This is a genomic window from Candidatus Methanomethylophilaceae archaeon (assembly GCA_017524805.1).
GTDB lineage: Archaea > Thermoplasmatota > Thermoplasmata > Methanomassiliicoccales > Methanomethylophilaceae > Methanoprimaticola.
In genome coordinates, this window is sequence record JAFXUX010000043.1 from 43,914 (window position 1) to 67,932 (window position 24,019).

15 protein-coding genes are annotated in these 24,019 nt (G+C 56.3%); 13 read left to right on the forward strand and 2 right to left on the reverse strand.

All coding sequences use genetic code 11. The features are described from left to right. The first annotated feature begins 1 nt into the window (after position 1). From IKP20_08835 to IKP20_08885, 11 genes are all read left to right on the forward strand, one after another. Positions 2-874 carry a 4-hydroxy-tetrahydrodipicolinate synthase gene (locus IKP20_08835; protein MBR4505050.1) on the forward strand — a complete coding sequence of 291 codons (873 nt, stop codon included), beginning with the start codon at positions 2-4 and terminating at the stop codon, positions 872-874. A gap of 52 nt (positions 875-926) precedes the next feature. Then, entirely contained in the window at positions 927-2,273 is a 1,347-nt protein-coding gene (locus IKP20_08840) for an aspartate kinase (GenBank protein MBR4505051.1), read from the forward strand. Between the two features lie 7 nt (positions 2,274-2,280). Next, on the forward strand, positions 2,281-3,537 hold the full coding sequence (lysA, locus tag IKP20_08845; GenBank protein MBR4505052.1) for a diaminopimelate decarboxylase: 1,257 nt from the start codon (positions 2,281-2,283) through the stop codon (positions 3,535-3,537). Beyond that, positions 3,534-4,358: a diaminopimelate epimerase gene (locus tag IKP20_08850; GenBank protein ID MBR4505053.1), complete on the forward strand. Its 825-nt coding sequence runs from the start codon at positions 3,534-3,536 to the stop codon at positions 4,356-4,358. Before lysA ends, IKP20_08850 begins: the two co-directional genes overlap by 4 nt. Before the next feature lie 9 nt (positions 4,359-4,367). Next, positions 4,368-5,528, forward strand: coding sequence for an aminotransferase class I/II-fold pyridoxal phosphate-dependent enzyme (locus IKP20_08855; protein ID MBR4505054.1), 1,161 nt, complete (start codon positions 4,368-4,370; stop codon positions 5,526-5,528). A gap of 134 nt (positions 5,529-5,662) precedes the next feature. Then, positions 5,663-7,219 carry a thymidine phosphorylase gene (locus IKP20_08860; protein ID MBR4505055.1) on the forward strand — a complete coding sequence of 519 codons (1,557 nt, stop codon included), beginning with the start codon at positions 5,663-5,665 and terminating at the stop codon, positions 7,217-7,219. A 72-nt stretch (positions 7,220-7,291) separates the two neighbouring features. Continuing rightward, positions 7,292-8,005: a hypothetical protein gene (locus IKP20_08865; protein MBR4505056.1), complete on the forward strand. Its 714-nt coding sequence runs from the start codon at positions 7,292-7,294 to the stop codon at positions 8,003-8,005. Further along, positions 8,002-8,901 carry a hypothetical protein gene (locus IKP20_08870; GenBank protein MBR4505057.1) on the forward strand — a complete coding sequence of 300 codons (900 nt, stop codon included), beginning with the start codon at positions 8,002-8,004 and terminating at the stop codon, positions 8,899-8,901. The genes IKP20_08865 and IKP20_08870 overlap by 4 nt, the downstream gene beginning before the upstream one ends. A 98-nt stretch (positions 8,902-8,999) precedes the next feature. Further along, positions 9,000-9,941 carry a DNA repair and recombination protein RadA gene (gene radA, locus IKP20_08875; protein ID MBR4505058.1) on the forward strand — a complete coding sequence of 314 codons (942 nt, stop codon included), beginning with the start codon at positions 9,000-9,002 and terminating at the stop codon, positions 9,939-9,941. 63 nt (positions 9,942-10,004) lie between these two features. Beyond that, the gene (locus tag IKP20_08880) at positions 10,005-10,955 is read left to right on the forward strand and encodes an RsmD family RNA methyltransferase (protein ID MBR4505059.1); all 951 of its coding nucleotides are present in this window, start codon (positions 10,005-10,007) and stop codon (positions 10,953-10,955) included. 96 nt (positions 10,956-11,051) lie between these two features. Further along, positions 11,052-11,969 (forward strand): hypothetical protein, encoded by a 918-nt coding sequence (locus tag IKP20_08885; protein MBR4505060.1) that lies wholly within the window; start codon positions 11,052-11,054, stop codon positions 11,967-11,969. A gap of 138 nt (positions 11,970-12,107) precedes the next feature. On the opposite strand, the gene IKP20_08890 is transcribed toward IKP20_08885, so the two are convergent. Together IKP20_08890 and IKP20_08895 are read right to left on the reverse strand one after the other, a co-directional pair. Next, a complete protein-coding gene (locus IKP20_08890; protein ID MBR4505061.1) occupies positions 12,108-21,401 on the reverse strand; it encodes a leucine-rich repeat protein in 9,294 nt (3,097 codons plus the stop codon). Between the two features lie 346 nt (positions 21,402-21,747). Then, entirely contained in the window at positions 21,748-22,704 is a 957-nt protein-coding gene (locus tag IKP20_08895; GenBank protein MBR4505062.1) for a hypothetical protein, read from the reverse strand. 183 nt (positions 22,705-22,887) lie between these two features. Between IKP20_08895 and IKP20_08900 the strand changes: the two genes are divergently transcribed. Both IKP20_08900 and IKP20_08905 read left to right on the forward strand, forming a co-directional pair. Next, a complete protein-coding gene (locus IKP20_08900) occupies positions 22,888-23,628 on the forward strand; it encodes a geranylgeranylglyceryl/heptaprenylglyceryl phosphate synthase (protein MBR4505063.1) in 741 nt (246 codons plus the stop codon). Positions 23,629-23,632: 4 nt separating this feature from the next. Next, on the forward strand, positions 23,633-24,004 hold the full coding sequence (locus IKP20_08905) for a hypothetical protein (protein MBR4505064.1): 372 nt from the start codon (positions 23,633-23,635) through the stop codon (positions 24,002-24,004). The last annotated feature ends 15 nt before the right edge of the window (positions 24,005-24,019 follow it).

Here is a 24,019-nt window from a genome sequence, read left to right on the forward strand (position 1 = left end):
CATGTTTGCAGGAACTGGAACGGCGATAGTAACGCCTTTCGACAGATACGGAGAGATAGACGAGGAAGCGCTAAGGAGGCTCGTCGATTTCCAGGAGGAAAACGGGGTCGATGTGCTGGTGCCTTGCGGATCCACCGGGGAATCGGCCACCCTCAGCCACGAAGAGCACATACATGTGATCGAGATCGTCAGGGACCAGTCCAAGAGGTGCAGGATCCTCGCCGGGACCGGGAGCAACTGCACTTCCGAAGCCGTCGATCTGAGCAAGAAGGCCGCAGACCTGGGAGTGGACGGCATCCTGTCGATCACCCCCTACTACAACAAGCCCACGCAGGAAGGGCTGTACAAGCATTACGAGCAGATATCCCGCAACATAAGCTGCCCGGTCATAGTGTACAACATACCTGGAAGAACCGGATGCAACGTGAACGTCGACACCCTGATGGCTCTGGCGGAGCTCCCCGGGATCGCCGGCGTGAAGGAAGCCAGCGGAAACATGACTCAGATCCAGTCCATCCTCGCCCGCAGGCCGGAAGGATTCGAGGTCCTCAGCGGAGACGACAGCATAACCGTCCCGCTGATAAGCCTCGGTGCCGACGGTGTCATATCCGTCGCCGCCAACTGCTGCCCCGGACTCATGTCCGACATGGTTGGGAGAGCCCGCAAGGGAGAGTTCAACACCGCGATGCAGCTTCACAACGAGCTGTTCCCGCTGTTCAACGCCCTGTTCTGCGAGACCAACCCCATTCCGATCAAGTATGTGATGAGCCGCATGGGATACGGCACCGAAACCCCCAGGCTGCCTCTGACGCCCCTCTCAGGGAAGGGAAGGGCCATCGTGGAGCCTGTCATGAGAGATCTGGGATTGCTCTGAAAAAATGCGGGTTCCGGCCCGCTGATCCCATCCATTTTGCAGAGGTCATAAGATGATCACCGTAATGAAATTCGGAGGCACCAGCGTAGGTTCCCCCGAAGCTTTGAGGAGAGTCGCCGGGATAGTTTCAAACACCGAAGGCGAAAGAATAGTGGTCGCCTCGGCCATGTCGGGAGTCACGAACTTCCTCGTGTCCGCGGCCGAGAGCGATAAGATCGACATCGAAGGCGTGAAGGAGCAGTTCGCCAACAAGCACATCACCGCAGCGGAGAAACTCTTCGAGGGCGATGCCATGGACGCGTTCAGGGCGGAGTTCGACGAGAGGATGGTTGCGTTCGAAAATGCGCTGAGATCCGACAGAGCCGACCCGTACTACAAGGATGGCGTCGTATCCCAGGGCGAGCGCTTCTCCACCCTCCTTCTGGCCCATGTTCTGAAGGGCATGGGAGTCGATGCGAAAGCCATAACGTCGGAGGATGCCGGAGTCGTGGCGGAGGGCCACCCCCTCAACGGCTCCGCCAACCTGCCGAAGAGCGAGGCGGAGATGGGGATGAGAGTCAGGCCGCTCCTTTCCATGGGCATCGTGCCGGTCATAACCGGATACTACGGGGTCACGGCGGAAGGCAAACCGCTGACCTTCGGAAGAGGCGGATCGGATTACGCCGCGGCCGTGGTAGCCAACGCCATCGGGGCCGACATGCTGGAGATCTGGACCGACGTGGACGGATTCATGTCCGCCGACCCCAGGATAATCCCCGACGCGAAGAAGATAGACGAGATGAATTTCGGCGAAGCGGCCGAGCTCGCCTATTTCGGCGCCAAAGTCCTCCATCCCAGAACCATAGAGCCAGTCAGGATGAGGCACATCCCCCTCAAAGTCAGGAACTCGTTCAAGCCTGAGGAGCCCGGCACTCTGATACACCACCTCAGAAAGCCGAAGAACGACCTTCTCAGAAGCGTCGCAGCCAAGACAGACCTGTCGATAATAACAATCAGCTCCGCGGAGATGGCCTACAGGCCGGCCATGACTGCGAAGCTATTAGAAATGGTCGCCGCGGCGGACGCGATAATCTATTCCATATCGACGTCCCTGTCCACCGTCGCGTTCCTCGTGAGCAGCGTCGACGTCAAGACCACTCTGAGGCAGATAAACAGCATCGAAGGATACGACATCGAGAAGATCGATGTGAAGAGCGGGGTCGCTCTCATCTGCGCGGTAGGAGACAACCTCCTCAACAAGTGCGGCGTCTGCGGGGACATTTTCTCCGCCGTGAAGGAGGCGAACGCCAACGTGGAGATGATCTCCGAAGGCGCATCCGAAGTCTCCCTTAATTTCGTCGTCCCGATGGGCAAAGTGGTCGACGTGGTGAAGATCCTCCACAGCAAATACATGAGCTGATACGATGATGCGCGAATTCGAGAGCGAAAATGGGCAGATGATCATCGGCGGAGTTCCGGCCGCGAAGATAGCGGAGGAATTCGGTACGCCGGTATACGTCACTGACGAGCAAAGGGTCAGGGAGAACTACAGGAACATCTGCGGTGCTTTCTCCAGGTTCATGGACACCAAGATCCATTACGCCTGCAAAGCCAACACAAACCTGGCCATACTCAGGATCCTGGAGCAGGAAGGCTCCGGCATCGACGCGGTTTCCATCGGAGAAGTGAAGGCCTGCCTCAAGGCCGGATTCACCCCCGACAGGATCATGTACACCGGCGTCAACGTCAGCGACAGGGAGCTCAAAGAAGTCTCTGACCTGGGAGTGATGATCAACCTGGACTCGGTCTCCGAGATGGAAAGGCTGGCCAAGATCGCGCCGGGATATCCGGTATCGTTCAGGATCACCCCCGGAGTCGGATCCGGGCACGGCGCCAAGGTCATCACCGGCAACAAGGGCGCCAAATTCGGGATCCCGCTGGACGATGTGATCGGCACCTACGCCAGAGCCAAGGACCTTGGCTTCGACATCAGGGGGATACACGCCCACATCGGTTCCGGAGGACAATCCGTGGAGCCTTTCTCGGAGATGATGGAGGTTCTGGTCGGGCTGACCAACGAAATCGCCGAGCTGGGCATAGACCTGGAATTCATCGACATGGGCGGAGGCATCGGCGTGCCGTACAGGCCCCAGGAAGAGGAGATGGACGTCGGGGAATTGGCATCGATGCTCACCGACATGATCTCCGAGGAGACGGATGTCAAGACTCTTATCCTCGAGCCCGGAAGATACATCATATGCGATTCAACGATCCTCCTGACGAAGGTGAACGACGTCAAGGACGCCGGCACCAAGAAGTACGTCGGATGCGACGCGGGATTCAACACTCTCATCAGACCTGCGATGTACGATTCCTACCACTACGTGGCTCTGGCCAACAAATTCGGCAAGGCATGCACCGCCAAATACGACGTCGTCGGCCCCATATGCGAGACAGGGGACTATCTGGCCCACGACCGCGTGCTTCCGGACCCTGTGGAGGGAGACATCGTCGCGGTGTACAACGCCGGGGCGTATGGATTCTCGATGTCCAGCAACTACAACTCCAGGCCGCTCTGCGCTGAAGTCCTCGTCAACGACGGAAAGGCTGAGCTCATACGCGAGGCCGAGACCGTCGAGGAGCAGTGGAGGCACCAGATAATACCTGAGAGGCTCAGGAAATGAAGTTCTGGAAGTACCAGGGGATCGGGAACGACTTCATCCTGCTGGACGGCATGGACGGCTCGCTCGAGATAGATGCCGGATGGTGCAGGAAAGCTTGCGACCGCCATTTCGGAATCGGAGCGGACGGAGTGCTCTATGTGCTCCCCGGCGCCGGCACAGACATCACCATGCGCATAATCAATGCCGACGGGAGCGAAGCGGAGATGTGCGGCAACGGCATCAGATGCGTCGCCAAGCACGCCTACGACTTCGGCATCGTCAAGAAGGAAAGGTTCTCCATACACACCCTCGCCGGAGACCTGGAGGCGGACGTCACCGTGGAAGATGGGAAGGCCCGCACCGTCAGAATAAACATGGGCGCCCCCATCCTCGAAGGAAGGGAGATCCCGATCGACCGCGGCGGAAGGTTCATAGACCAGCCTTTCGAGGCCGGAGGAGTGGAATTCAGAGCCAACGCGGTATCCATGGGCAACCCGCACTTCATCACCTTCAGCCCTCTGGACGGCCCCACGGTCGACAGATTGGGGCCCATCCTCGAATCCCACCCGTTCTTCCCCAGGAAGACCAACGTGGAGTTCTGCAGGATAGAGGACGGGAAAATCCACATAAGAGTTTACGAAAGAGGCGCCGCTTGGACCCTCGCCTGCGGCACCGGAGCCTGCGCTTCGACGGTGGCGGCCGCCCTCAACGGCTTGGTCCCCTTCGGAGAGCCGGTGGATGTCCGCCTCCCTGGCGGATGGCTCAGGATAACGGCCGACAGAAACCTGGGATATGTCCTCATGGAAGGTCCGGCCGAACTCGTGTTCGAGGGAAGCATCTGAGTTGATAATATGAAATTCGAACAGGCAGACAGGCTCAAGCAGATACCTCCGTATCTCTTCGTGAGATTGGAGCAGCTCTCGGCGGAGAAGAAGGCCGCGGGCTGGGACATGATCGACTTCGGGATCGGAGACCCGGATCTCCCAACGCCCCGGCGCATAGTCGACAGGATGCGCGAAGAGGCTGGGGTCAATGCGAACCAGAAATACTCGTCGTCCGCGGGCGAGAAGGACCTCCGCGCCGCCGTGGCGGAATGGTACGGCAGAAGATACGGGGTCAAGGTGGACCCTGACACCCAGGTGTGCGTGACCATAGGCTCCAAAGAGGCCATATTCAACATCGCACAGGCGTTCGTCAACGGCGGGGAGACCATCATCGCGCCTTCGCCCGGATATCCGGTGTACTCCGGAGCGGCAACCATCTTCAACGAAGCCAAGTGCGTCAAGGTGCCGCTGAAAGCTGAGAAGGGATGGCTCCTGGACGTGGACGAGTGCCCCAAGAACGCCAGGATGCTCTATCTGAACTACCCCAACAACCCCACCGGAGCCACCTGCGACCTCGCATATCTCAAAAAGGTCTACGACTGGTGCCAGGAGAACGGCACGATTCTATGCTACGACAACGCCTATTCAGAGATGTGCTACGACGGATACAAGGCGCCCTCCGCGCTCCAGGCCGGACCCGACTGCATAGAGTTCGGATCCTTCTCGAAGACGTTCAACATGACCGGATTCAGGCTCGGATACGCCGTCGGGAACCCCGATCTGATCGCAGGGCTGAAGAAGTGCAAAGGGCAGACGGATTCCGGCGCGCCCATATTCATTCAGAAGGCGGGCATCGAAGCGCTGAGCATGTATGGGGAGCATGGGGAGACCCCCGAGGAGATCGCCGACAACATGAAGATCTACGCCGAAAGGAGGAAGACCTTGGTCGACGGCCTCAGAGACCTGGGATTCGACGTCCAGATGCCCAAAGGGACGTTCTACGTGTGGTTCAACTGCGGCATGTCCTCGTCGGAATTCACACAGAAGATGATCGACGTCGGAGTGATCGTCACCCCGGGATCCGGGTTCGGAGAATCCGCCGAGGGTTACATCAGGATGACCGTCACCGAACCGGTCGAGCGCATCAAGATAGCCTTGGAAAGGATGAGACAGGGCAGATACTTCTGATAAAACCGGCCTCTTCCGGTCGGGGGAGGCCTTCCTTTATCCGGCCGCTTCTTTTGATGGCCTGCATGTTGCTTCGACGCAGCCGCTTCCCGGATGGCAACCGATTTATCGCGCTTGCGACCTACTCCGGCACCATGCGGCTCATCGCGCTCGATTCCGACCTGACGGTTTCCGAACCAATAGCCCTGATGAACGGGGACGACTGCCTTAAGCTTGGAGTCAGCCCGGGCGACCGCATCCGCATAGCCTTCGAAGGGACCGCGGTCACGGCCGTCCTGATCTCGGACTCCGTCAAGAAAGGGACGATAAGGATGCCCGCATCGGTGATGGAGAAATGCTCCGCGAAGCCCAGGCGCGAGGTCGAAGTCTCGTATTCCCCCCAGCCGGAATCCATCCGCTCCATCAGGAAGAAGATAAACGGCGGGAAGCTGGACAAAGAGGAGATCGATTCCATAGTGTCCGATGCCATGGAAGGCAACCTTTCCGAGAAGGAGATAATCGCCTTCGTTTCCTCGTTCAACGTCAACAACTCCGACCTGTCCGAGGTCGCATACCTCACCAGGTCGATGGCGGACACCGGAGCCCATGTTGACTTCGGCGTGAAGCCCATTTTCGATTTCCACAGCTTGGGAGGGGTCCCAGGAAACAAGATCACCCCTATCGTCGTCTCGATAATCGCGTCCGAAGGGCTGATAATCCCGAAGATGTCATCCCGCGCGGTCAGCAGCGCCTGCGGAACATCCGATTTCGTCGACACCTTCTGCGACGTCGAAATGGATTCCAGGCGCCTGAGAGACGCCGTATCCAAAGTGGGCGGGGTCTTCGCCTGCGGCAACGAGGATTACGCGCCGATCGGAAGCAAGCTCATAAAAGCGGAGCGCCCGATGGGGATAGACCCCTGGCCGACGATGATGGCTTCCATCATGAGCAAGAAGATATCCTTGGGGACCACGCACCTCCTGATGGACATCCCGATGGGCCCCGGATCGAAGATCCCCGACATGGACGCGGCCAAAGCGTTCTCCGATGGCATGATAGACCTCGGCACCATCCTCGGAATTCACGTAGAATGCGCCGTGACCAGGGCGGAACAGCCGATCGGCCGCGCCATAGGCCCGATATTGGAGGCCAAAGAGTGCATAATGGCGCTCGAGAACCGCGATCCGGACCCGTACGTCGTAGACAAAGCGTGCGGATTGGCCGGAATAATTCTGGAGATGTCCGGCGAGAAGGACGGAAAAGCCCGCGCATCGGAGATATTCAGGTCCGGAAAAGCCCGCGGAAAGTTCCTCGAGATCGTCGAGGCGCAAGGAGGGGACAGAAACCTATCTTCCGACGACCTCTCCCCGGGATCGTTCTGGAAGGATGTGCACGCAAAAAGGACTGGTGTCGTCCAGGACCTTGATGGATCCAATCTCGTGGCAATAGCAAAAGGAGCCGGGGCCCCGGCCGACGTCGGAGCGGGAATCTACCTGTTCCACAAGAAGGGCGACCGCGTGAAAGAAGGGGACACCCTCTTCAGAATATACGCCGAAAGCCGGGGGAAGCTCGATCGCGCTGTGGAATCCGCCAGATCCAGACGCCCCATGAAAGTCATTGAGGAGCCCGCTGACCCTATGCCGGAGGACATGGTAATCCGCAGGATCCCTTCGAAGGAGATGCTGGACCTCATAAGGATGCGCGTGCGATAATCCCAGGTTTATCGGGAAACCGACGGACAGCCTTAACAACTGGCTTGGGATACGCATCGCCGGGATGATGCCATGGCGGACGGAAAGATAAGGTTCCCATGCGAGCTGGCGCTGCTGTGCGGGCTGCTGCTGGTCGCGTTCTCAGTGTGCCTGTTCATCAGGAGCGGGTACGGCACCACCGTGATATCGTCCATACCCCTGATGCTCAGCTACGCCATGCCTGAGCTGGGTTTCGGCGCGTGGAACGTCATATACCAGCTGGCGCTCATCGGGCTGTGCATACTGATGACGAAGAAGGCCAGCGGAAGCTATGCGTTCTCCATAATCGTGGCCCTGCTGTTCAGCGCCTTCCTGGATGTCATGAAGGGCCTTCTCAGCGGCCTCCCGAAATCGACTGAGCTGGACCTGATCTACATCGTCGCCGCGCATATCCTGCTGTTCTTCGGCGTGTCCTTCTTCATGAGATGCTACATCCCCCTGCTTCCGGTGGACATATTCATCCGCGACGCCGTCATCACCTACAGGATCAGATACAGAATCGTGAAGACCGCGTTCGACCTCAGCTGCATCTCCATATCCGCTATTATCTGCTGGCTCGCCCTGGGCAAAATCGTGGATCTGGGAATCGGAACGCTGGTATCTGCCTTCGTTACAGGGTATTTCGTAGCGTTCATAACCACCAGAATCTACGACAGATTCTTCGAGTTCGTCCCGGCTACGAGCTTCGCCGCCAGATTCCTTTCCGATGACGCCCCCTGCAAAGCGAAATCAGAGGCTTGCCAATGACCGTCAGCCTCGTGGAAGCAACCTCTGAAATCGACGCGGAAAGCGCCCGCCGCATCGCCGACAGAATGCAGACAGACATCCGCGGCTGCTCCGCCATATGCAAAGATGGATTCCTCGGCAGGAACTTCGGCATCGGCGGGAAGGACGCCGCTATAGTGAGGTCGCGCTCCGGGAACCGCGAATCCATCGGGGTTTCGTTCGGCTCGGGGGATATGGCCGAATGGCTCATGGCCGACGGCATCAACGATTCGGGTTTCGCATGCTGCCTCAGCGGCATAGGATGGAACGACAAAGGCCGCTCGTCCGGGAGCGCCCTCGGGAAGGATAGGATGAATGCCCTCACATGCGTGCGCTTCCTTCTGGACAACGCCGATTCCGTGGGTTCCGCTGCGAGGCTCCTATCCGAAAAGGACATCTATTCTGCGCCCGGGAATCCGGAAGTGCATTTCCTGATGGCCGACGGAAAAGATTCGGTCGCCCTGGAATTCGTCGGCGGAAGGATGACTGCGATCTACGACGCAGAATATCTGACAGATTTCCACATATCCGGTTTCGAGACGGAAGCCGACCTTCCCAACCACCCGGTCGGCTTGGAGAGATACCGCATCCTGCTCGAAGAGGAGCCTATTCCCGAGCTTCTGAGGAGGACCGCCTATTCCAACTCCGCAGGAGGCAGGGATTCCCCTTGGATCAGCGAGTGCTACGGCGACTATTCGCCGGCAGGGCTGGGCGATTTCGGGATGCGCACCCCTATGAAGGAGTGGATGCTGGACATGGCCGACAGACTCATGTCCTCGCCTGGGAAGACCTCGCATACGTCCATATACGACCTCAGGAAAAAAGAGCTCAGAATATGCGCGGCAGAAAGCTGGGATTGGTCCGTCTTCAGCATATGACGGCCGGTTTTCATTGGTAATACCCACTTTCGCACTTTCGGCGACCCCTCTGTCCCCTATTAAATACCGATTCTTGCATGGCAATCTGAGGAATCACAATGGCCCACAAGACCCTTGAAGACATACCAGGAGTAGGACCAGCCATATCAGAGAAACTCCGCGAAGCAGGATACAACGATCTGATGGCCATTGCCGTAGCCTCACCGAAAGAGCTCGCAGAAACGTGCGAGATCGGCGAGAAGAAAGCAATGGACATCATCGAGGGTGCGAAGCTTTGCGCGGACATTGGCGGATTCGAAACCGGAACCGACATCCTTGAGAGAAGGAGAACGATAACCAAGCTCACGACCGGCTCCAAAGCGTTCGACGAGCTCCTCGCCGGAGGCCTGGAAAGCCAGTCCATCGTCGAGTTTTTCGGTGAGTTCGGAAGCTGCAAGACTCAGGTCTGCTTCCAGCTCGCGGTGAACGCCACCCTGCCAGAGGACAGGGGCGGGCTCGACTCGGACGTCATCATCATAGACAGCGAGAACACTTTCAGGCCGGAGAGAATCATACAGATGGCGAATTACCTTGGCGTCGACCCGGACCAGACGCTGAGCAGGATACACGTCGCCAGAGCGTTCAACTCCCAGCACCAGGTCCTCCTCGTCGACAAGGCGATGGAGATGGCGCAGACCATGAAGGTCAGGCTCCTCATAGTGGACTCGCTCACATCCCATTTCAGGGCGGAATACGTCGGAAGGGGATCTTTGGCCGAGAGGCAGCAGATCCTCAACCGCCATATGCACGACCTCCTCAACTTCGCCACGGTCAACAACGCCGTCATAGCCGTCACCAACCAGGTCGCGGCCAAACCTGACGCGTTCTTCGGCGACCCGACCAGACCCATCGGCGGGAACATCGTGGGCCACACAGCCACCTTCCGTATCTACCTCAGAAAAGGAAAGGCCGGCAAGAGAATCGCAAGGCTCATCGATTCGCCCAACCTCCCCGAGGGAGAGGCCGTCTTCACCGTGACCGAAGATGGTATTAAGGACTGAAACTTAACCGGGGGCGTGACCTGCCCCCATTTTCTCTTCGAGCTCAGCGGCGAATCCAAAGACATGCCCAAGGCCGAAGTCGAGGGCTGCCTCAAAGCCGTGACGGATTGCCACAGAATAACGTCCTCCGGACCCGGGTATGTCATAGCGCAATTCGACGCCCGCTTCTTCGATGAGATCGCCGACCGTTTGGGGATGACCCACAGCCTCGGCCGCTATCTCGGCGCTTATGATCCTGGCGACGTCTCCGGATTGGAGAGCGCCGAACTCCCTGAGGGGACGTTCGCGGTCAGGGGGAAGAGATTCGAAGGCATGATGAGGGACGTGGATTCCCAGGCTCTCGTCCGCAAGGTCGGAGGTCTGCTGTCGAAGCATAACGACGTCGACCTCAAGCATCCCGATGTCATCGTCAAAATGCTGATGAGCGACAGAGTCCACATTTTCATAGAGGAGAGAGTAACCGAAACCGACCTCCTCAACAAAAGGAAAGTCAGCGAGAGACCGTTCTTCTCGCCGATATCGCTCCATCCGAAATACGCCCGCGCGCTCATAAACATGGCTTGCGTGAGGACAGGCGGCACAGTTTTGGACCCGTTCTGCGGGACCGGAGGCATCGTCATAGAGGCGGCATCCATGGGGATGAAAGCCATCGCGTCCGATTTCGACGAAGAGATGGTCATCGGGTGCCGTGAGAACATGGATTTCTACGGCATGAAGCTGAGCGATTGCGACGTTCTGGACATAGGCGAGATAGGGGACAGATTCTCTGACTTGGACGCTGTCTGCACCGACCCGCCGTATGGAAGATCCACTAAAACCGGCGGCGAGGACATAGACCGCATATACAGAAGAGCCGGGGAGGCAATACCGAAGGTCCTCAAACATGGGGCGAGAGCCGGGATCGTCCTCCCGCATCCGATGGAGCTGAGCACCATGAGCCTCGAACGCATGTGCGTCCAAAGGGTCCACAGCTCCCTGTCCAGGCATTACCACGTGTTCAGGAACGATCTCTGAGAACCGGTATAGCCAAACTGAGAAGAGAAAGGGCCATCCGGTGCAACATACACGCACCGTATGGGCTTTATCCTCTCCGCCGGAAGTTTCCTCGGCATGATTAAGGAGGAGGACTCGGAGCTGCGTTTGGACCAGCTGTACAAGCTGACGCTGGAAGACCCGCGCGTTCTCGCGATGCATCTGAGGCTCCTCAAAGAATTCGAAGGCATGAGCGATGAGGAAGTGCTTGGATGCGTAGATTTGACTCCTGCCGGTAAGGCCATGAAGATCAATACAGAACTTTATTCCCCCGAGGGACCTTTGCATGCCGACAACGCATTCCACATCCGCATGCCGGATGGCAAGCAGAAAATGATAGCGTTCATCGAGGGGCAGGGCTGGATAGGGAACTGGGATGAGCTTTACAATCGGATGCTCATCTATGGATTCCGTTTTCTGGACGCGGCAAGACGCACCGACATCGCGGACCACAGCCATGGGAACCTGCCATTGGTTCGGGGAATGATCGTTGTTTTCAACCCTCCGGCTAGGCTTAGGAACAAAACTATCAAGGCTGAAATGGCGATAGTAAAAGGCAAGGGATTGTTTCGGTCGAGCGTCCCGATCCGTCTGACGTTCCTGTTCCTGGGGATGGCCGGGGACCTCCCCGGAACGGATCTGGGCGGGCTGAATCTGCTGTACGCCAGAGGGATCGGAAAGAAAGAGAGGGCTAAACGCCTTTGGGAAGATTACAAAATAAAGATCAACGCATTGATAGGCGAGGAGGATGACATCATGAACATTGCAGCGAGCTTCCGTTACGACGGAAAGATGGAGGGCATAGCCATAGGAAGGGAAGAGGGAAAGAACGAGATGGCAGAGTACATGACTGATGCATTCGCCAAACAGATTGTCAATTACGCCAAGAATAATGGGATAACCATCGAAGAAGCTATGGCTTGCTTGAGCCTTCCCGAAGAATACGCTGACACAATAGAGCGCAAAGCTCGCAAGCTGATGTCGGATTCGGAGTGAGACTCCTAAGTCTGAGGGGATTATGGGGCAATACCGCTCATAGTGTGTGTCTAGCCCGATTATTTATACGGATCCCAAAGAAACCAAACGTTTTTGAAAGATAATGGGAGGGGAAAGTCCCCTCGTTTATGAAAGGTTTCAAATCTCGGCGAGGACGCCGCCGGATCCGGAGAACGTCTTGCCGGCGAGGTTGCCCGCGGTCTGAGAAATCGCTTTTCCATCGGCGCCCACGAAGGAAATCCCGTAGAACGCGTTCTTCCCGAGAGCATTGAGACTCTCGGAGAATGATACGCTATTCAGCCCGGAACATCCGGAGAAGGCGCTGACACCGATGCTGCTGGCGGCGGAAAGGTCTGCCCCAGATAGAGATGAGCATCCCATGAAGGCGTATCCGCCGATGATATCCGCGGAGAGCGTGACGCTCTTGAGAGAAGAGCATTTGGCGAAAGCCTTCAGGCCGATTTCCCTCACGGATCCGAGGTCTGCGCTCTTCAGAGCGGAGCAGCCATAGAACGCGCTGCTGCCTATCGAATCGACGGAATAAGATTCGCCGGCATAGGATATCCCATCGGGAATGGCTATGGCGATCGGGGCGCCGCTGTATCCGGTTACGGACAGCAAGTTGTCTTCCTCCGAGGTTATGGTGTATTGCAATCCGTCCAGCATGAAGGAGTGCCCGTCAGAAACCAGCTCAAGCTTCCCATCGGACCCTACGAATCTCTGCCCGGCCAGATTCTCGGCTGTGGCTTTGATCGAGTTTCCTTTGGCATCTGCGAACGAGAGGCTGCGGAGGGCATCCTTCCCAATGGAAGAGAGGCTCTCAGAGAACGATGCATATCCGACCTTAGGGCATCCGTAGAACGCCCATCCGCCTATCGAATCGGCAGACAGCGACATCGATGCGAGATTGGCACAGTTGGCGAAGGCCTTCATCCCTATGGACGAGACGTACGGGAGATCGATCGACACCAAGCTTGAGCATCCGTAGAACGCTTTATCGCCCACGGAGACGACCCTCAGGGATTTCCCGTTGAATTTAACGGTCTCCGGCAGGGATAACGAAGCGGGGCTGCCCTCATAGCCTTTGACCGAGGCGGTCATGTCCACTGCAGAAAGGACAGAGAAAATCAGCCCATCGGCCATGAACTCCGTCCCGTCTCCAAACTCGGAGAGCTTGCCCGCAGATCCGGAGAAGGTCCTGCCGGCAAGGTTGCCCGCGGTCTGGGCGATCGCTTTTCCGTCGGCGCCCACGAAAGTGATTCCGTAGAACGCATTCTTCCCAAGTGTTGTGAGGTTCTCAGAGAATGATACGCTCTTCAGCCCGGAACATCCGGAGAAGGCGCTGACGCCGATACTGCTGGCGGCGGAAAGATCTGCCCCGGAGAGGGATGAGCATCCCATGAAGGCGTATCCGCCGATGGTCTCCGCAGAAAGCGTGACGCTCTTGAGCGAACTGCATGATGCGAATGCCTTCAATCCTATCTCTTTCGAAGAGCCCAGATCAGCGCTGATCAGGCTGGAGCATCCGTAAAACGCTTTATCGCCCACGGAAACGACGCTGAGGGCCATTCCGTTGAATTGGACGGCATCCGGCAGGGATATCGAAACAGGGCTGCCTTCGTAGCCGATAACCGAGGCGGTCATGTCCGCGGCGGAAATGACGGAGAAGATCAGACCGTCAGCCTTGAACTCCATCCCGTCTCCAAACTCGGAGAGCTTGCCCGCAGATCCGGAGAACGTCTTTCCGGCTAGGTTGCTGGCCGTAGGAGAAAGACTCTTACCGCTCGCGTCTGTGAAGGAAACCCCGTAGAACGCATTCTTCCCAAGTGTTGTGAGGTTCTCAGAGAATGATACGCTCTTCAGCCCGGAGCATCCGGAGAAGGCGCTGGCGCCGATTGATTTGGCATTGGGAAGACTGAGCTCCTCCAGGGAAGCGCATCCGAGGAACGCCCATCCGCCGATGCTCTCAGAGGATATGAAAGCCTTCCTCAGGCCCTTGCAATCGGCGAACGCCTTGGCATCTATGCTCACCCCTTCCTCGACCCAAAGGGATTCTATGGCAGATCCCATGAATGCTTTTGTAGCGATGCCTACCACATCGTAATCGACGCCGTTGTGAGACACGGTTGCGGGAATGACGACGTCTTTCTGAAGGCCTACTCCATATCCTGTGACTTCAACCGTCTGCCCGCTGGCAATGGTGTATTCCACCCCGCCGATGGCGAACGCGGATTCGAGTTCTGTGGATATCGCGGCGAAGGAGACATCTTTCGCAGGCATGACGAATTTGCCGTTGCTCACGGCAACATCTGAAGTGGCCCAATCGCTCACGGAGTATCCGGCTTTCTGGTACGCAGGGCGCACGCTTACCGTCTCTCCGGGCAGATGGTTCTCAGTGAATACGGCGGCTCCATCGAGAGCATAGGTTACTGCGTACTCTTTGGACGCCCAAATCGCCACATACGCGATGTTCCCGGTCACGGTTGCTTTGACGGAAGGGGACCATCCGGCGAATTCGTATCCAGCTTCGCATGAGGGGACACCCACGAACGCTGGAGTCGCTTTGCCATACTCAACAGAATATGTCTGCGCCTGGAAAGTTCCGTGCTCTCCCGGCAGATATCTGACGCTGTATGTGCGCTTGATCGCATCGAACGTCGCGGCGTATGTGGCATCTTCGGTTGCGACGAGCACATCGGGAGTCCAGCCTGCGAATCTGTAGGAATATTCCGCGGTCGCTGCCCTTGTCGGAGAGGCACCGGAATAAGTCGGGACGCTGCCATAGGCCACGGTATCGGTTTCGAGGACAGAACCGTCCCAGTTCTTCCAGGTGATTGTGAAGGAAGTCTGCTGAGTGTACGCGTTGAATACCACATTCTTGGCAGGCATGACGAACTTTCCGCTGGATACGGTGGCATCGGATGTGGTCCAGGGGGTCACATTGTAACCATCTTTCACGTATGGGGCGCGGACGCTCACGGTCTCGCCGATCTGGTGGGTCTCGGAGGCGATCCTCGATCCGTCGACGCGATACGTGACAGTGTAGCTGTTAGCCGACCACTGCGCGGTATAGGCGGCGTTGCCTGTGACGATCTGGCCTACGGACGGGCTCCATCCTGCGAACGAGTAACCTTCCTCTCCCGCGGCTGTCCCTTCGAAAGCCGGAGTTTCCACGCCATATCTGACGGTGTAAGTCTGGCTCTCGAAAGTTCCGTGCTCTCCGGGCAGATATGTTATGGAATACATCACGTACGATGTGGTGTATTTCGCGGTGTACGTGGCATCCGCAGTCGCGGCAGATACCTGGGGGTCCCATCCGGCGAACGTGTAGCTGTACACGGAATTCGGAGCTCTGGCCGGCGCCGATCCGGGGTAAGACGGCATCTCGCCGAAAGCGACCGTAGTCGTAGCCAGGACCGCTCCGTTCCAGTTCTTCCAGGTTACCGTGAAGGAGGATTGCTGCGCATAAGCGTTGAATCTCACGCTCTTGGCCGGCATGACGAACATGCCGTTTGATACTGAGACATCCGAAGAAGACCAAGCACTGACTTCGTACCCGTCTTTCACATACGGTGCGCGGACGCTCACGGTCTCGCCGACCCTGTGGGACTCGGAAGCCACTATGGTCCCATCCACAAGATAAGAAACGGAGTAGGACATCGGAGTCCAGAGGGCCACATACTCCGCGTTGCCGGTCACTATCTGGCCGACCGAAGGGGACCAACCGGCGAACGCGTATCCTGTCTCTCCCGTAGCGGTGCCTTCGAATGACGGAATTTCCATGCCGTATCTGCTGGTGTAAGTCTGGCTCTCGAAAGTTCCGTGCTCTCCGGGCAGATATGTTATGGAATACATCACGTACGATGCAGAGAATTTCGCAGTGTACGTGGCATCCGCCGCCGCAGAGGTTATCTCGGGATCCCACCCAGCAAACATGTACGCATAGATTGAGTTGGACGCCCGGGTAGGCTCGGCTCCGGAATATGATGGCGTCTCGCCGGAAGCGACCGTAGTCGTGGCAAGAACCGCTCCGTTCCAGTTCTTCCAGGTTATAGTGAAAGAGGATTGCTGCGCATATGCGTTGAATCTCACGCTCTTGGCCGGCATGACGAACATGCCGTTGGACGCTGAGACATCCGACGTCGACCAGAAGCTGACTTCGTACCCATCTTTCACATATTGAGCGCGGACGCTCACGGTCTCGCCGAAGCGATGGGTCTCCGATGACACCAGAGATCCGTCGACATAATACGACACGGCGTAGTTGTTCGGCGTCCAGAGGGCGGTGTATGTGGCGTTGCCCGTGACAGTCTGCGATACCGAAGGCGACCATCCGGCAAAGCTGTATCCGGCCTCTCCCGCCGGAGTGCCGGAGAACGCCGGAGTCGCATTCCCATACTGGGCGGAATAGGTCTGCGAGGTGAACGTCCCGTGCTCTCCGGGCAGGTATTTGATGGTGTATCCCACGGTCGATGTGGTGAAGACCGCGGTGTATGTGGCGTTGCTGGATGCGACGGTTACGGTTGGGTTCCATCCCGAGAACGTGTAGCTCACGGAAGAGGATGATGCTCTCGTCGGAGTGGGTCCGCTGTATGAGGGCAAAACACCTGAAGCTACAGTATCCGTCGCGAGGGTCGTTCCGTCCCAGTTCTTCCAGGTTATGGTGTAATTCTGCGTTTTCGCCTTGACGGTGACGACGCAAGTCGCCGTGTAGCCTCCATCGTTCGTCTTCGCGGTTATCGTGGTTGTGCCGGCGGAAACCGCGGTCACGATGCCGTTGCTGACGGTGGCGATGGACGTATCAGCGCTGCTCCAGATCACGCTGCGGTCGGAAGCGTTCTGGGGAAGGACAGTCGCATTCAAAGTCAGGGAGCTTCCCTGATCCATCGTCGCCGATGTCTTGTCAAGGGAGATCGAAGTGACATGGGTCTGCTGCCCGCCTACCGTTACTACGCAGGACGCGCTCAGGCTTCCGCATTTGACGGTTATCGTCGCGGTCCCGGCGGAAACCGCGGCCACTATGCCGTTCTCGACGGTGGCCACGGATTTGTTGCTGCTGGTCCATTCCTCTGTCCTGGTCCCGCTGTTGGACGGGGTGAATTCGGTGTCGAGCGCGATGGTCTCGCCGGGCTGCATTGACACGGACGTCCTGTCAAGAGACAGGCTCTGGGCCGGAGATCCATGCCTTATGCAGAACATCCTTCCGCTGTCGTTCACATAGACGATGCTTCCGTCGCTGAGGAAGTGGGGCTGCTGCCCGGTGTACTGCTTGATGGTGACTTCCTTCAGCTCAGTGACCGTGAGCATGTTGGTGCTCAGATTGTGTTCGACGACGAATATGGATGACGAATTGTTGTACGGGACGATGTACGCGCAGGCTTTCCCGGCGTGCCCCGTGGATACGACCATGCTTCCGTGCCCATAGAAGTTGGTGTTGTCGACGGATGCCACCGGCTCCATGCTTTCCATTTCGTATACAGTGAATGTGCCGTCCGAGAACACATAACCGTATCCGCCGTTGACTATCAGCGCGGAGCTGAGGCCGTTGTATTCCCCGTTGGACCTGACCTTGAGGGTGGCGTGGCTGAATCTCCCGTCATCGCTGATCTTCACGGAGGCAACGTTGAAGATCTTCTCTTTGGCGGAGCCTCCCATCAGCTCGCCTTTGTAGGTCGTGAGAGTCGCGTATCCTTCGTTGAGGTCGATGTATCCCTTGTTGATGTAATTGCCTTTGAATTCTGGGATGTAGATCTTATCGATCATAGAGCCGTCGGAGATTTTGCTCGTCTGAAGGAAAACGGATCCGTCGCCGTCGAATCCGGCGGTCATGAGGAATCCTTCGCCGAACAGCAGCTGGGTCCCGCCCTCGTAGGCGGTTATGAAAGATCCGGTGTTCTTCGTCCAGACAGGGCCCTGGACGTTGTATGGGTCTGACGGATTCTTGTCGGCGGCTTCGAAACAGCAGGTCCCTGCGGAAGTCTGCACAAAGAAGTACCCGTCATGATAGAACGTCTTGGCGATGAGGCTGGCCGACAGGGCAAACACCTGGTTCAGATCCGTGTCGAAAACCTTTCCGGAATAGGAGTCCAGGACCAGGCCGTTTCCTACGGTCACATACTCATAGTATCCGCTGAATCTGTCCGTTGTTGTGACGCTTTTCAGAATCCTTCCGTCATCGGCGTCTATCTTCAGCAGGATATTGTCGTTTTTGGCGAAGATATAGTCTCCGATGACCGCGGGGGCGTAGGTCATGCCCTTGAACACCATCCCGCCGACGTTGCTGTTCCCTTCCCCGCAGATCCATGACTGGACGTAGCTGGAAGAGGTCGGGGTATCCGTATCCACCCTGTTGATGAACGAGCCGGTGGCGTAGTATTCTGATGAAGCGTGGGCAGCTGTATCACCCGACACGGTCACGAACATAGATGACGAGGGATAGTCGTAGGCCGTGCCGTTCACGGTCCACGAGACTATTTCGTATCCCATCCTCGCATCGAATACCAGCTCGACGAGGGATCCGGCGGTAACATAGGAGCCGGATGTCAGTTTGGTCGGAGAGCCGTTGACATATGCGTATGCAGTCCCGTTTTCAGCGGAAAGGGTAAGCTTGCATTTCGCCGCCGATTGGGGGGCCCATTTGGCGTATGCTGTCTCGTTCTTGGTAACCGGCCCGAACCCATAGAGCTCGGTAAGGCTTGAGGACGAGTACCATCCTAAGAATGTGTAACCGCTCTTCGTCGGATCCGCTGGCATAGTAGCCGAAGCCCCGGAAAGAACGGTTTGGCTCGCGACCGAAGAGCCTCCGTTGGAGGAGAAGGTCACGGTGTACGACGATTTCGCCGTAATCCCGGACACGGAGATGGAGCTGTTGCGGTAAATCACGAACGAATACACGCTGTATTCGGACGTCTGATAGTCGGGAGAGATCGAAGAGCCGTTGACCTTTACGGAGAACGAGGATGATTTCTGGTATCCCGGGAGGCAGCGGACCTCGAAGATGACTTTCGAACCGTACGGGACATTTTTGCTCTGGGACACCTCCAGCGAATATCCGGTCCCGGCGGAGAAACTCACATCATAAGTGTTCAGCTTGACGCCGGTGATCGAAACCGAAGTCCCATCGGCCACATTGCTGATGACGTACATGCCAGAAACGTCATACGATCCCATTTTGGTCCCCTGGGATGCGGGAGAGATGGTTTTTCCTCCTGAGGTGACAGCAATCTTGGATTCATCGTATCCCTGCGAGAATGACACTCCGAAAGCCATGGAATTTCCGTATGTCTTGATGGAAATCCCCGTGTGCTTGGCGTCATTGGATTCGAAGAGGACGCGTCCGGAAGAGGTGTCTGCATAGTAGCCGGAGAGCGGAAGGCTGCCGCATTTTTCCTCGTCATAATTTCCAGGGGCGAAGTACGCGCGTGCAGTGCCGATGTCCATGGCGTACATATCAAGCGTTGGGCTGCCGCAGATCACGACGGTTTTGAGCTTCTTCGCCGTCATGAGCGCGTAAGATCCTATCTTGTCTACCGAAGACGGGATAGTTATGTCCGCCGCCGTGGAGAGGGTAGCCATCGATTTTGCGGCGATGGTTTCCGTCCCCTCCTTTATCGATATGGAAGCCGAGGAAGGCAGGACGTACAGAAGCTCGGTGCCATAATAGACAGCTTTGTTTGCGTACGAAATCTTGCTGTTGGCGGAGGTCAGGCTCTTCCCGGAACCGACGGAATCAGCGAGCGCCTTGTTGGAGAATCCCACGCAATCCGATCCGGCCTGGATTCCTGAGGAACTCGCTTCCACGATAATCTTTCCGGAACTTCCGTTGGCGGTTTTCACTTCGACGTATTTGTATCCCTGAGAACTGTCGGTCTTCAAGAGATTTTTCACAGGGCTGTCGGCAAAAATAGAGGAGTCTTCGAACGGTATGGACGTATGTACGATGATATTCGTCAGTTTATCGCAATTGCCAAAAGAATTTCCGCCGGCGGCTTTCAGCATCCCATAGGTCTCTATTTCGGTCAGCGCTTTACAGTAATTGAAACAATTTGGGGATATGTATGTGTAAGAGCCTTCAAAAATGACTTTGGCAAGAGATTCACAATAATAGAATGCATTACTGGAAAGACCTTTCGGATCCAGAGATGCGGGAATGACAATTTCTGTGAGACCAGAGTAACTGAATGCATAATCCCCAATTTTCTTTATGTTACCGTTGATCTCAAAGCTTTTCAGCCCTTTACAATTATAGAACATACGATTGGTTATCTCATCGATGGAATCGCAGAAGTTCACCGAAGTCAGCGACGTGCATCCGGAGAACATGTATCCTCCAGGCACGGATTTTTCTCCGAACGTGAAAGACTTCAGAGAAGTGCACCCCTGGAACACTTTTTCGCCGTAAGTTATCGCTCCGTTTGCGGTCACGCTTGTCAGCGACGTGCATCCGTAGAATGCCGAATCACCGATGTATGTGACCGTGTTCGGGATGACGACCGAAGTCAGCGACGTGCATCCAGAGCAAATATTATTTCCAAGGTACGTCGCCAAAGGGCTGAGCTTCAACGAACTCAGAACGGTGTTGTTGGAGAAGGCATAACTCCCTATCCCAGCCACCCCGTCATCCACAGTTATGCTTTTGATTATGGCGTGGTCGAAACCGTAGTCCTGTATCCCGGTGACGGTAGCCGGCACGTATATGCTGTTCAGCTCGACGCCGTAAAACGCCCCGGGGCCTATCCCGCTCACAGATGAGGGTATGGAATACGATCCGATCCCTGCGGGCACATAGACCAGAACCCTATCGATTATGATCGGGGTTTTGATTCCGGTTCCGGCGAACGGCGCCACACCTAGCCCGCATCCTTCCGGAATGCTGAACGAGGTTATCTTGATGCAATTTTGGAACGCATAATTGCCGATGTCGATAAGGCTGCCGAACTTATATGAGTTCAGAGAAGAGCAGCCATTGAATGCCGAAAGGCCTATCGAGGAAGCCGATGTCGCGCTGACACTAGCCAGATTGGTGCAATCCTTGAAGCATTGCGAAGGGATAGAGAGAACCCCGTTCAGAGATGCGGATTTCAGCGACGAGCATCCGGAGAAGCACGAGTTCGGGAGAACCTTCAAGCTGGTTGGCAGCTCGATGGATGTGATCGCGGTATTTTTCGAGAATGAGGTTTTGAGGGCGTTGACAGCGTACGTTTTCCCTCCGTATGATATGGAAGCGGGAATCTTCACGTCCCCTTTCATGGCTTTTATGGATTCAGACGTGACAGAAGCGGAATATTCGCCTCCGCTCTCTTTTATTTCGTATGTTATCCCGCCAACCGTCGCCGTTTCCGCATCGGAATCTTCGGAGATGCCGACGACGGAAACCGTCAGTATCGATATCAGCAGGATGGCCAAAGCAATGCCTGTGGTTTTTGCGTTCATTCTATACCTCCGCGCCCTTTGCAGACATCGAAATCGCGTCAAGCGTGGTCTGGACGAGGTCAGCATTATGCTCCAAGTCCGCTTTATCGATAGTATCTTTTGGAAGGGTATAAAACATGCCATATGAAGGAAGACTTTGCGATATAGAGACCTATCAATCAGACCGAGATTATGGGCTCAACCTGATTTCCAACATCCATATCTTTTGCGATCGACGAAAGATGGCGGATTAAAAATGGCAATTATTCGCAGAATCTCTCTCAGACTGCAACGAAAAGCCGAAGGAGGGCCCTTTGAAAGCCCTCGCTTGATTATTTGGGGGTCAAATCTTATCGTATTGGACACATCATTCAGGATTGGAAATCAATCCAAGGGCTTTAGCCTCTATGGAGTCGGAATACTCCTCTGGCGGGCACAGAATTGCAATCGCTTCCTCGACGGTCATATCATGATTCTTGGCGTAATTGACAATCTGTTTGGCGAACGCGCCAATCATGTACTCCGCCATCTCATTCCTTCCCTCTTTTATGCCTTCTTTTATGCCCTCTTTTATGCCCTCTTCCCTTCCTATGGCTATGCCTTCCATCTTTCCGTCGTAACGGAAGCTCGCTGCAATGTCCATTATAACATCCCCCTCTTTGCCTATCAATGCGTTGACCCTTATTTTATAGTCTTCCCAAAGGCGTTTAGCCCTCTCTTCCCTTCCGATTCCTTTGGCGTACAGCAGATTCAGCCCGCCCAGATCCGTTCCGGGAAGGTCCCCGGCCATCCCCAGGAACAGGAACGTCAGGCGGATCGGGACGCTTGGCTGAGAGATGCCATCGCAGACGGCAGATGCCATCTCCGATTCGAACACGACGTTCCTTAGCTTTGCCGGAGAGTTGAATACCACGATGATCCCGCGGCACTCCGGCAGATCCTCGTATTTATTGTCGATCAGATTGGCGCGTTTGCCTGCATCCAGAAACCGCAATCCGTAGTAAACCATCCTGTTGTACAGGCGCTTCCAGTTCCCTATCCATCCTTGCCCTTCGATAAATACTATGGTCTCCTGGCCATCGCCTGGCATCCTCAGCCGGAATGCGCTGTCGGCATGTGCGGGGCCATTTGGGGAGTAAAGCTCCGCGTTGATCTTCGATGGTTTCCCGGTCGGCGCCAGATACACGCATTTCAGCACATCTCCGTCCGCCATGCCCTCGAACTCCCTGAGGAACCTGAGGTGCATAGCAAGAACGCGCGGATCCTCCAGCGTCAGCTTGTACAGCTGGTCCAAGCGCAGCTCCGAGTCATCCTCCCCGATCATGCTTTGGAGATTTTCAGTCGGAACGGATAAGGCCCGTACGGTGCGCGTACGTTGCGCTAGATCAGTCTCTCCCTCTCCGGCTGAGCTCGGCCTGCGGGATTTTCAATAGAACATTTTTTTAATGGCAGCATGATGACAGGCTCGGATCGTGCCAATCTGTGCCGAACCCCAGCGGAAAGTGACATGATGACCGTCAGACAATATCTTTTGGACAGAATCGCGAACGGAACCATCCACATGGCGCTGATCGATCCAGACAAACAGTCCCCCGAGGAAGCGGGAAAAATCGCCAAGAAAATGAAGGATGCCGGCACCGACGCAATACTGATCGGAGGCTCCACGGGCGTAACCTCCGAGAACCTCTCCGCGACTGCGATGGCGATAAAAAATAGCTCCGGACTCCCCACAATCCATTTCCCCGGAGGACCGGACGAACTCAGCCCGGCAGTGGACGCCATCTTTTACATGAGCATGATGAACAGCGTAGAACTCAACAATGTCATGGGATACCAGGTCTACGCCGCACCGTATATAAAACGTCTCGGGATAGAAGCCATTTCTATGGGATACGTCATCGTCGAGCCCGGAATGAAGGTTGGCGAGGTCGGAAAAGCGAAGGTGATCAAGCGCGACGACCCGAAGAAAGCGGTTGCCTTTGCCATGGCAGCGGAGATGTACGGCATGTCGCTGTTCTATCTTGAAGCCGGATCCGGCGCTGACAAGCCTGTCCCGCCCGAGATGATTGCCGCTGTGAAGGCTTCCACCAACATACCCCTCATAGTCGGAGGAGGAATCAGAACTCCGGAAGCTGCGGAAGCCGCCAGAAAAGCGGGCGCAAACGCAATAGTCACCGGCACGCTTCTGGAGCAGTGCGACAACGACGATATCCTCAGGGCGGTTGTGAAAGCCGCCAAGGGCCTGTGAAAAAATGACATCATATTACGACAGGGATGAAAGGCCGTCCTACAACACCCCCATTTCCCCGAGAGCGCCCATGTGGCTTACGCCCGAGGAGAGGGCCGCCGGAATCAGCCGCGACCTCAAAGTAGCCGCCCGCAGATACGTCTGCCCAAACTGCGGCAACGAATTCAGCCTTTTCCAATCCAGAGCCGTGGCATGCAAGGCTTGCCCGCAGGCCAATCAGAACTGCCCTTACGTAAGATGCCCGTATTGCGACAAGGAATACCCCATAAGGGGATTCGTGGTCCCGGACAGCAAGCAGGACCAAGTCCACATAAACAAATATGCGGACGGGGTCTTCGACGACTGGCAGAACGCCTTCGGAAACAACAGGAAGTGAGAGGGCAACCCCCTT

What these genes read in the sequence shown, in the direction of transcription:
- IKP20_08835 (MBR4505050.1), top strand. Translation starts at nt 2, where the DNA reads ATGTTTGCAGGAACTGGAACGGCGATAGTAACGCCTTTCGACAGATAC.
- IKP20_08870 (MBR4505057.1), top strand. Translation starts at nt 8,002, where the DNA reads ATGACCGTCAGCCTCGTGGAAGCAACCTCTGAAATCGACGCGGAAAGC.
- IKP20_08890 (MBR4505061.1), bottom strand. Translation starts at nt 21,401, where the DNA reads ATGAACGCAAAAACCACAGGCATTGCTTTGGCCATCCTGCTGATATCG.
- IKP20_08865 (MBR4505056.1), top strand. Translation starts at nt 7,292, where the DNA reads ATGGCGGACGGAAAGATAAGGTTCCCATGCGAGCTGGCGCTGCTGTGC.
- lysA (MBR4505052.1), top strand. Translation starts at nt 2,281, where the DNA reads ATGCGCGAATTCGAGAGCGAAAATGGGCAGATGATCATCGGCGGAGTT.
- radA (MBR4505058.1), top strand. Translation starts at nt 9,000, where the DNA reads ATGGCCCACAAGACCCTTGAAGACATACCAGGAGTAGGACCAGCCATA.
- IKP20_08860 (MBR4505055.1), top strand. Translation starts at nt 5,663, where the DNA reads ATGCGGCTCATCGCGCTCGATTCCGACCTGACGGTTTCCGAACCAATA.
- IKP20_08880 (MBR4505059.1), top strand. Translation starts at nt 10,005, where the DNA reads ATGCCCAAGGCCGAAGTCGAGGGCTGCCTCAAAGCCGTGACGGATTGC.
- IKP20_08840 (MBR4505051.1), top strand. Translation starts at nt 927, where the DNA reads ATGATCACCGTAATGAAATTCGGAGGCACCAGCGTAGGTTCCCCCGAA.
- IKP20_08855 (MBR4505054.1), top strand. Translation starts at nt 4,368, where the DNA reads ATGAAATTCGAACAGGCAGACAGGCTCAAGCAGATACCTCCGTATCTC.
- IKP20_08900 (MBR4505063.1), top strand. Translation starts at nt 22,888, where the DNA reads ATGATGACCGTCAGACAATATCTTTTGGACAGAATCGCGAACGGAACC.
- IKP20_08895 (MBR4505062.1), bottom strand. Translation starts at nt 22,704, where the DNA reads ATGATCGGGGAGGATGACTCGGAGCTGCGCTTGGACCAGCTGTACAAG.
- IKP20_08905 (MBR4505064.1), top strand. Translation starts at nt 23,633, where the DNA reads ATGACATCATATTACGACAGGGATGAAAGGCCGTCCTACAACACCCCC.
- IKP20_08885 (MBR4505060.1), top strand. Translation starts at nt 11,052, where the DNA reads ATGATTAAGGAGGAGGACTCGGAGCTGCGTTTGGACCAGCTGTACAAG.
- IKP20_08850 (MBR4505053.1), top strand. Translation starts at nt 3,534, where the DNA reads ATGAAGTTCTGGAAGTACCAGGGGATCGGGAACGACTTCATCCTGCTG.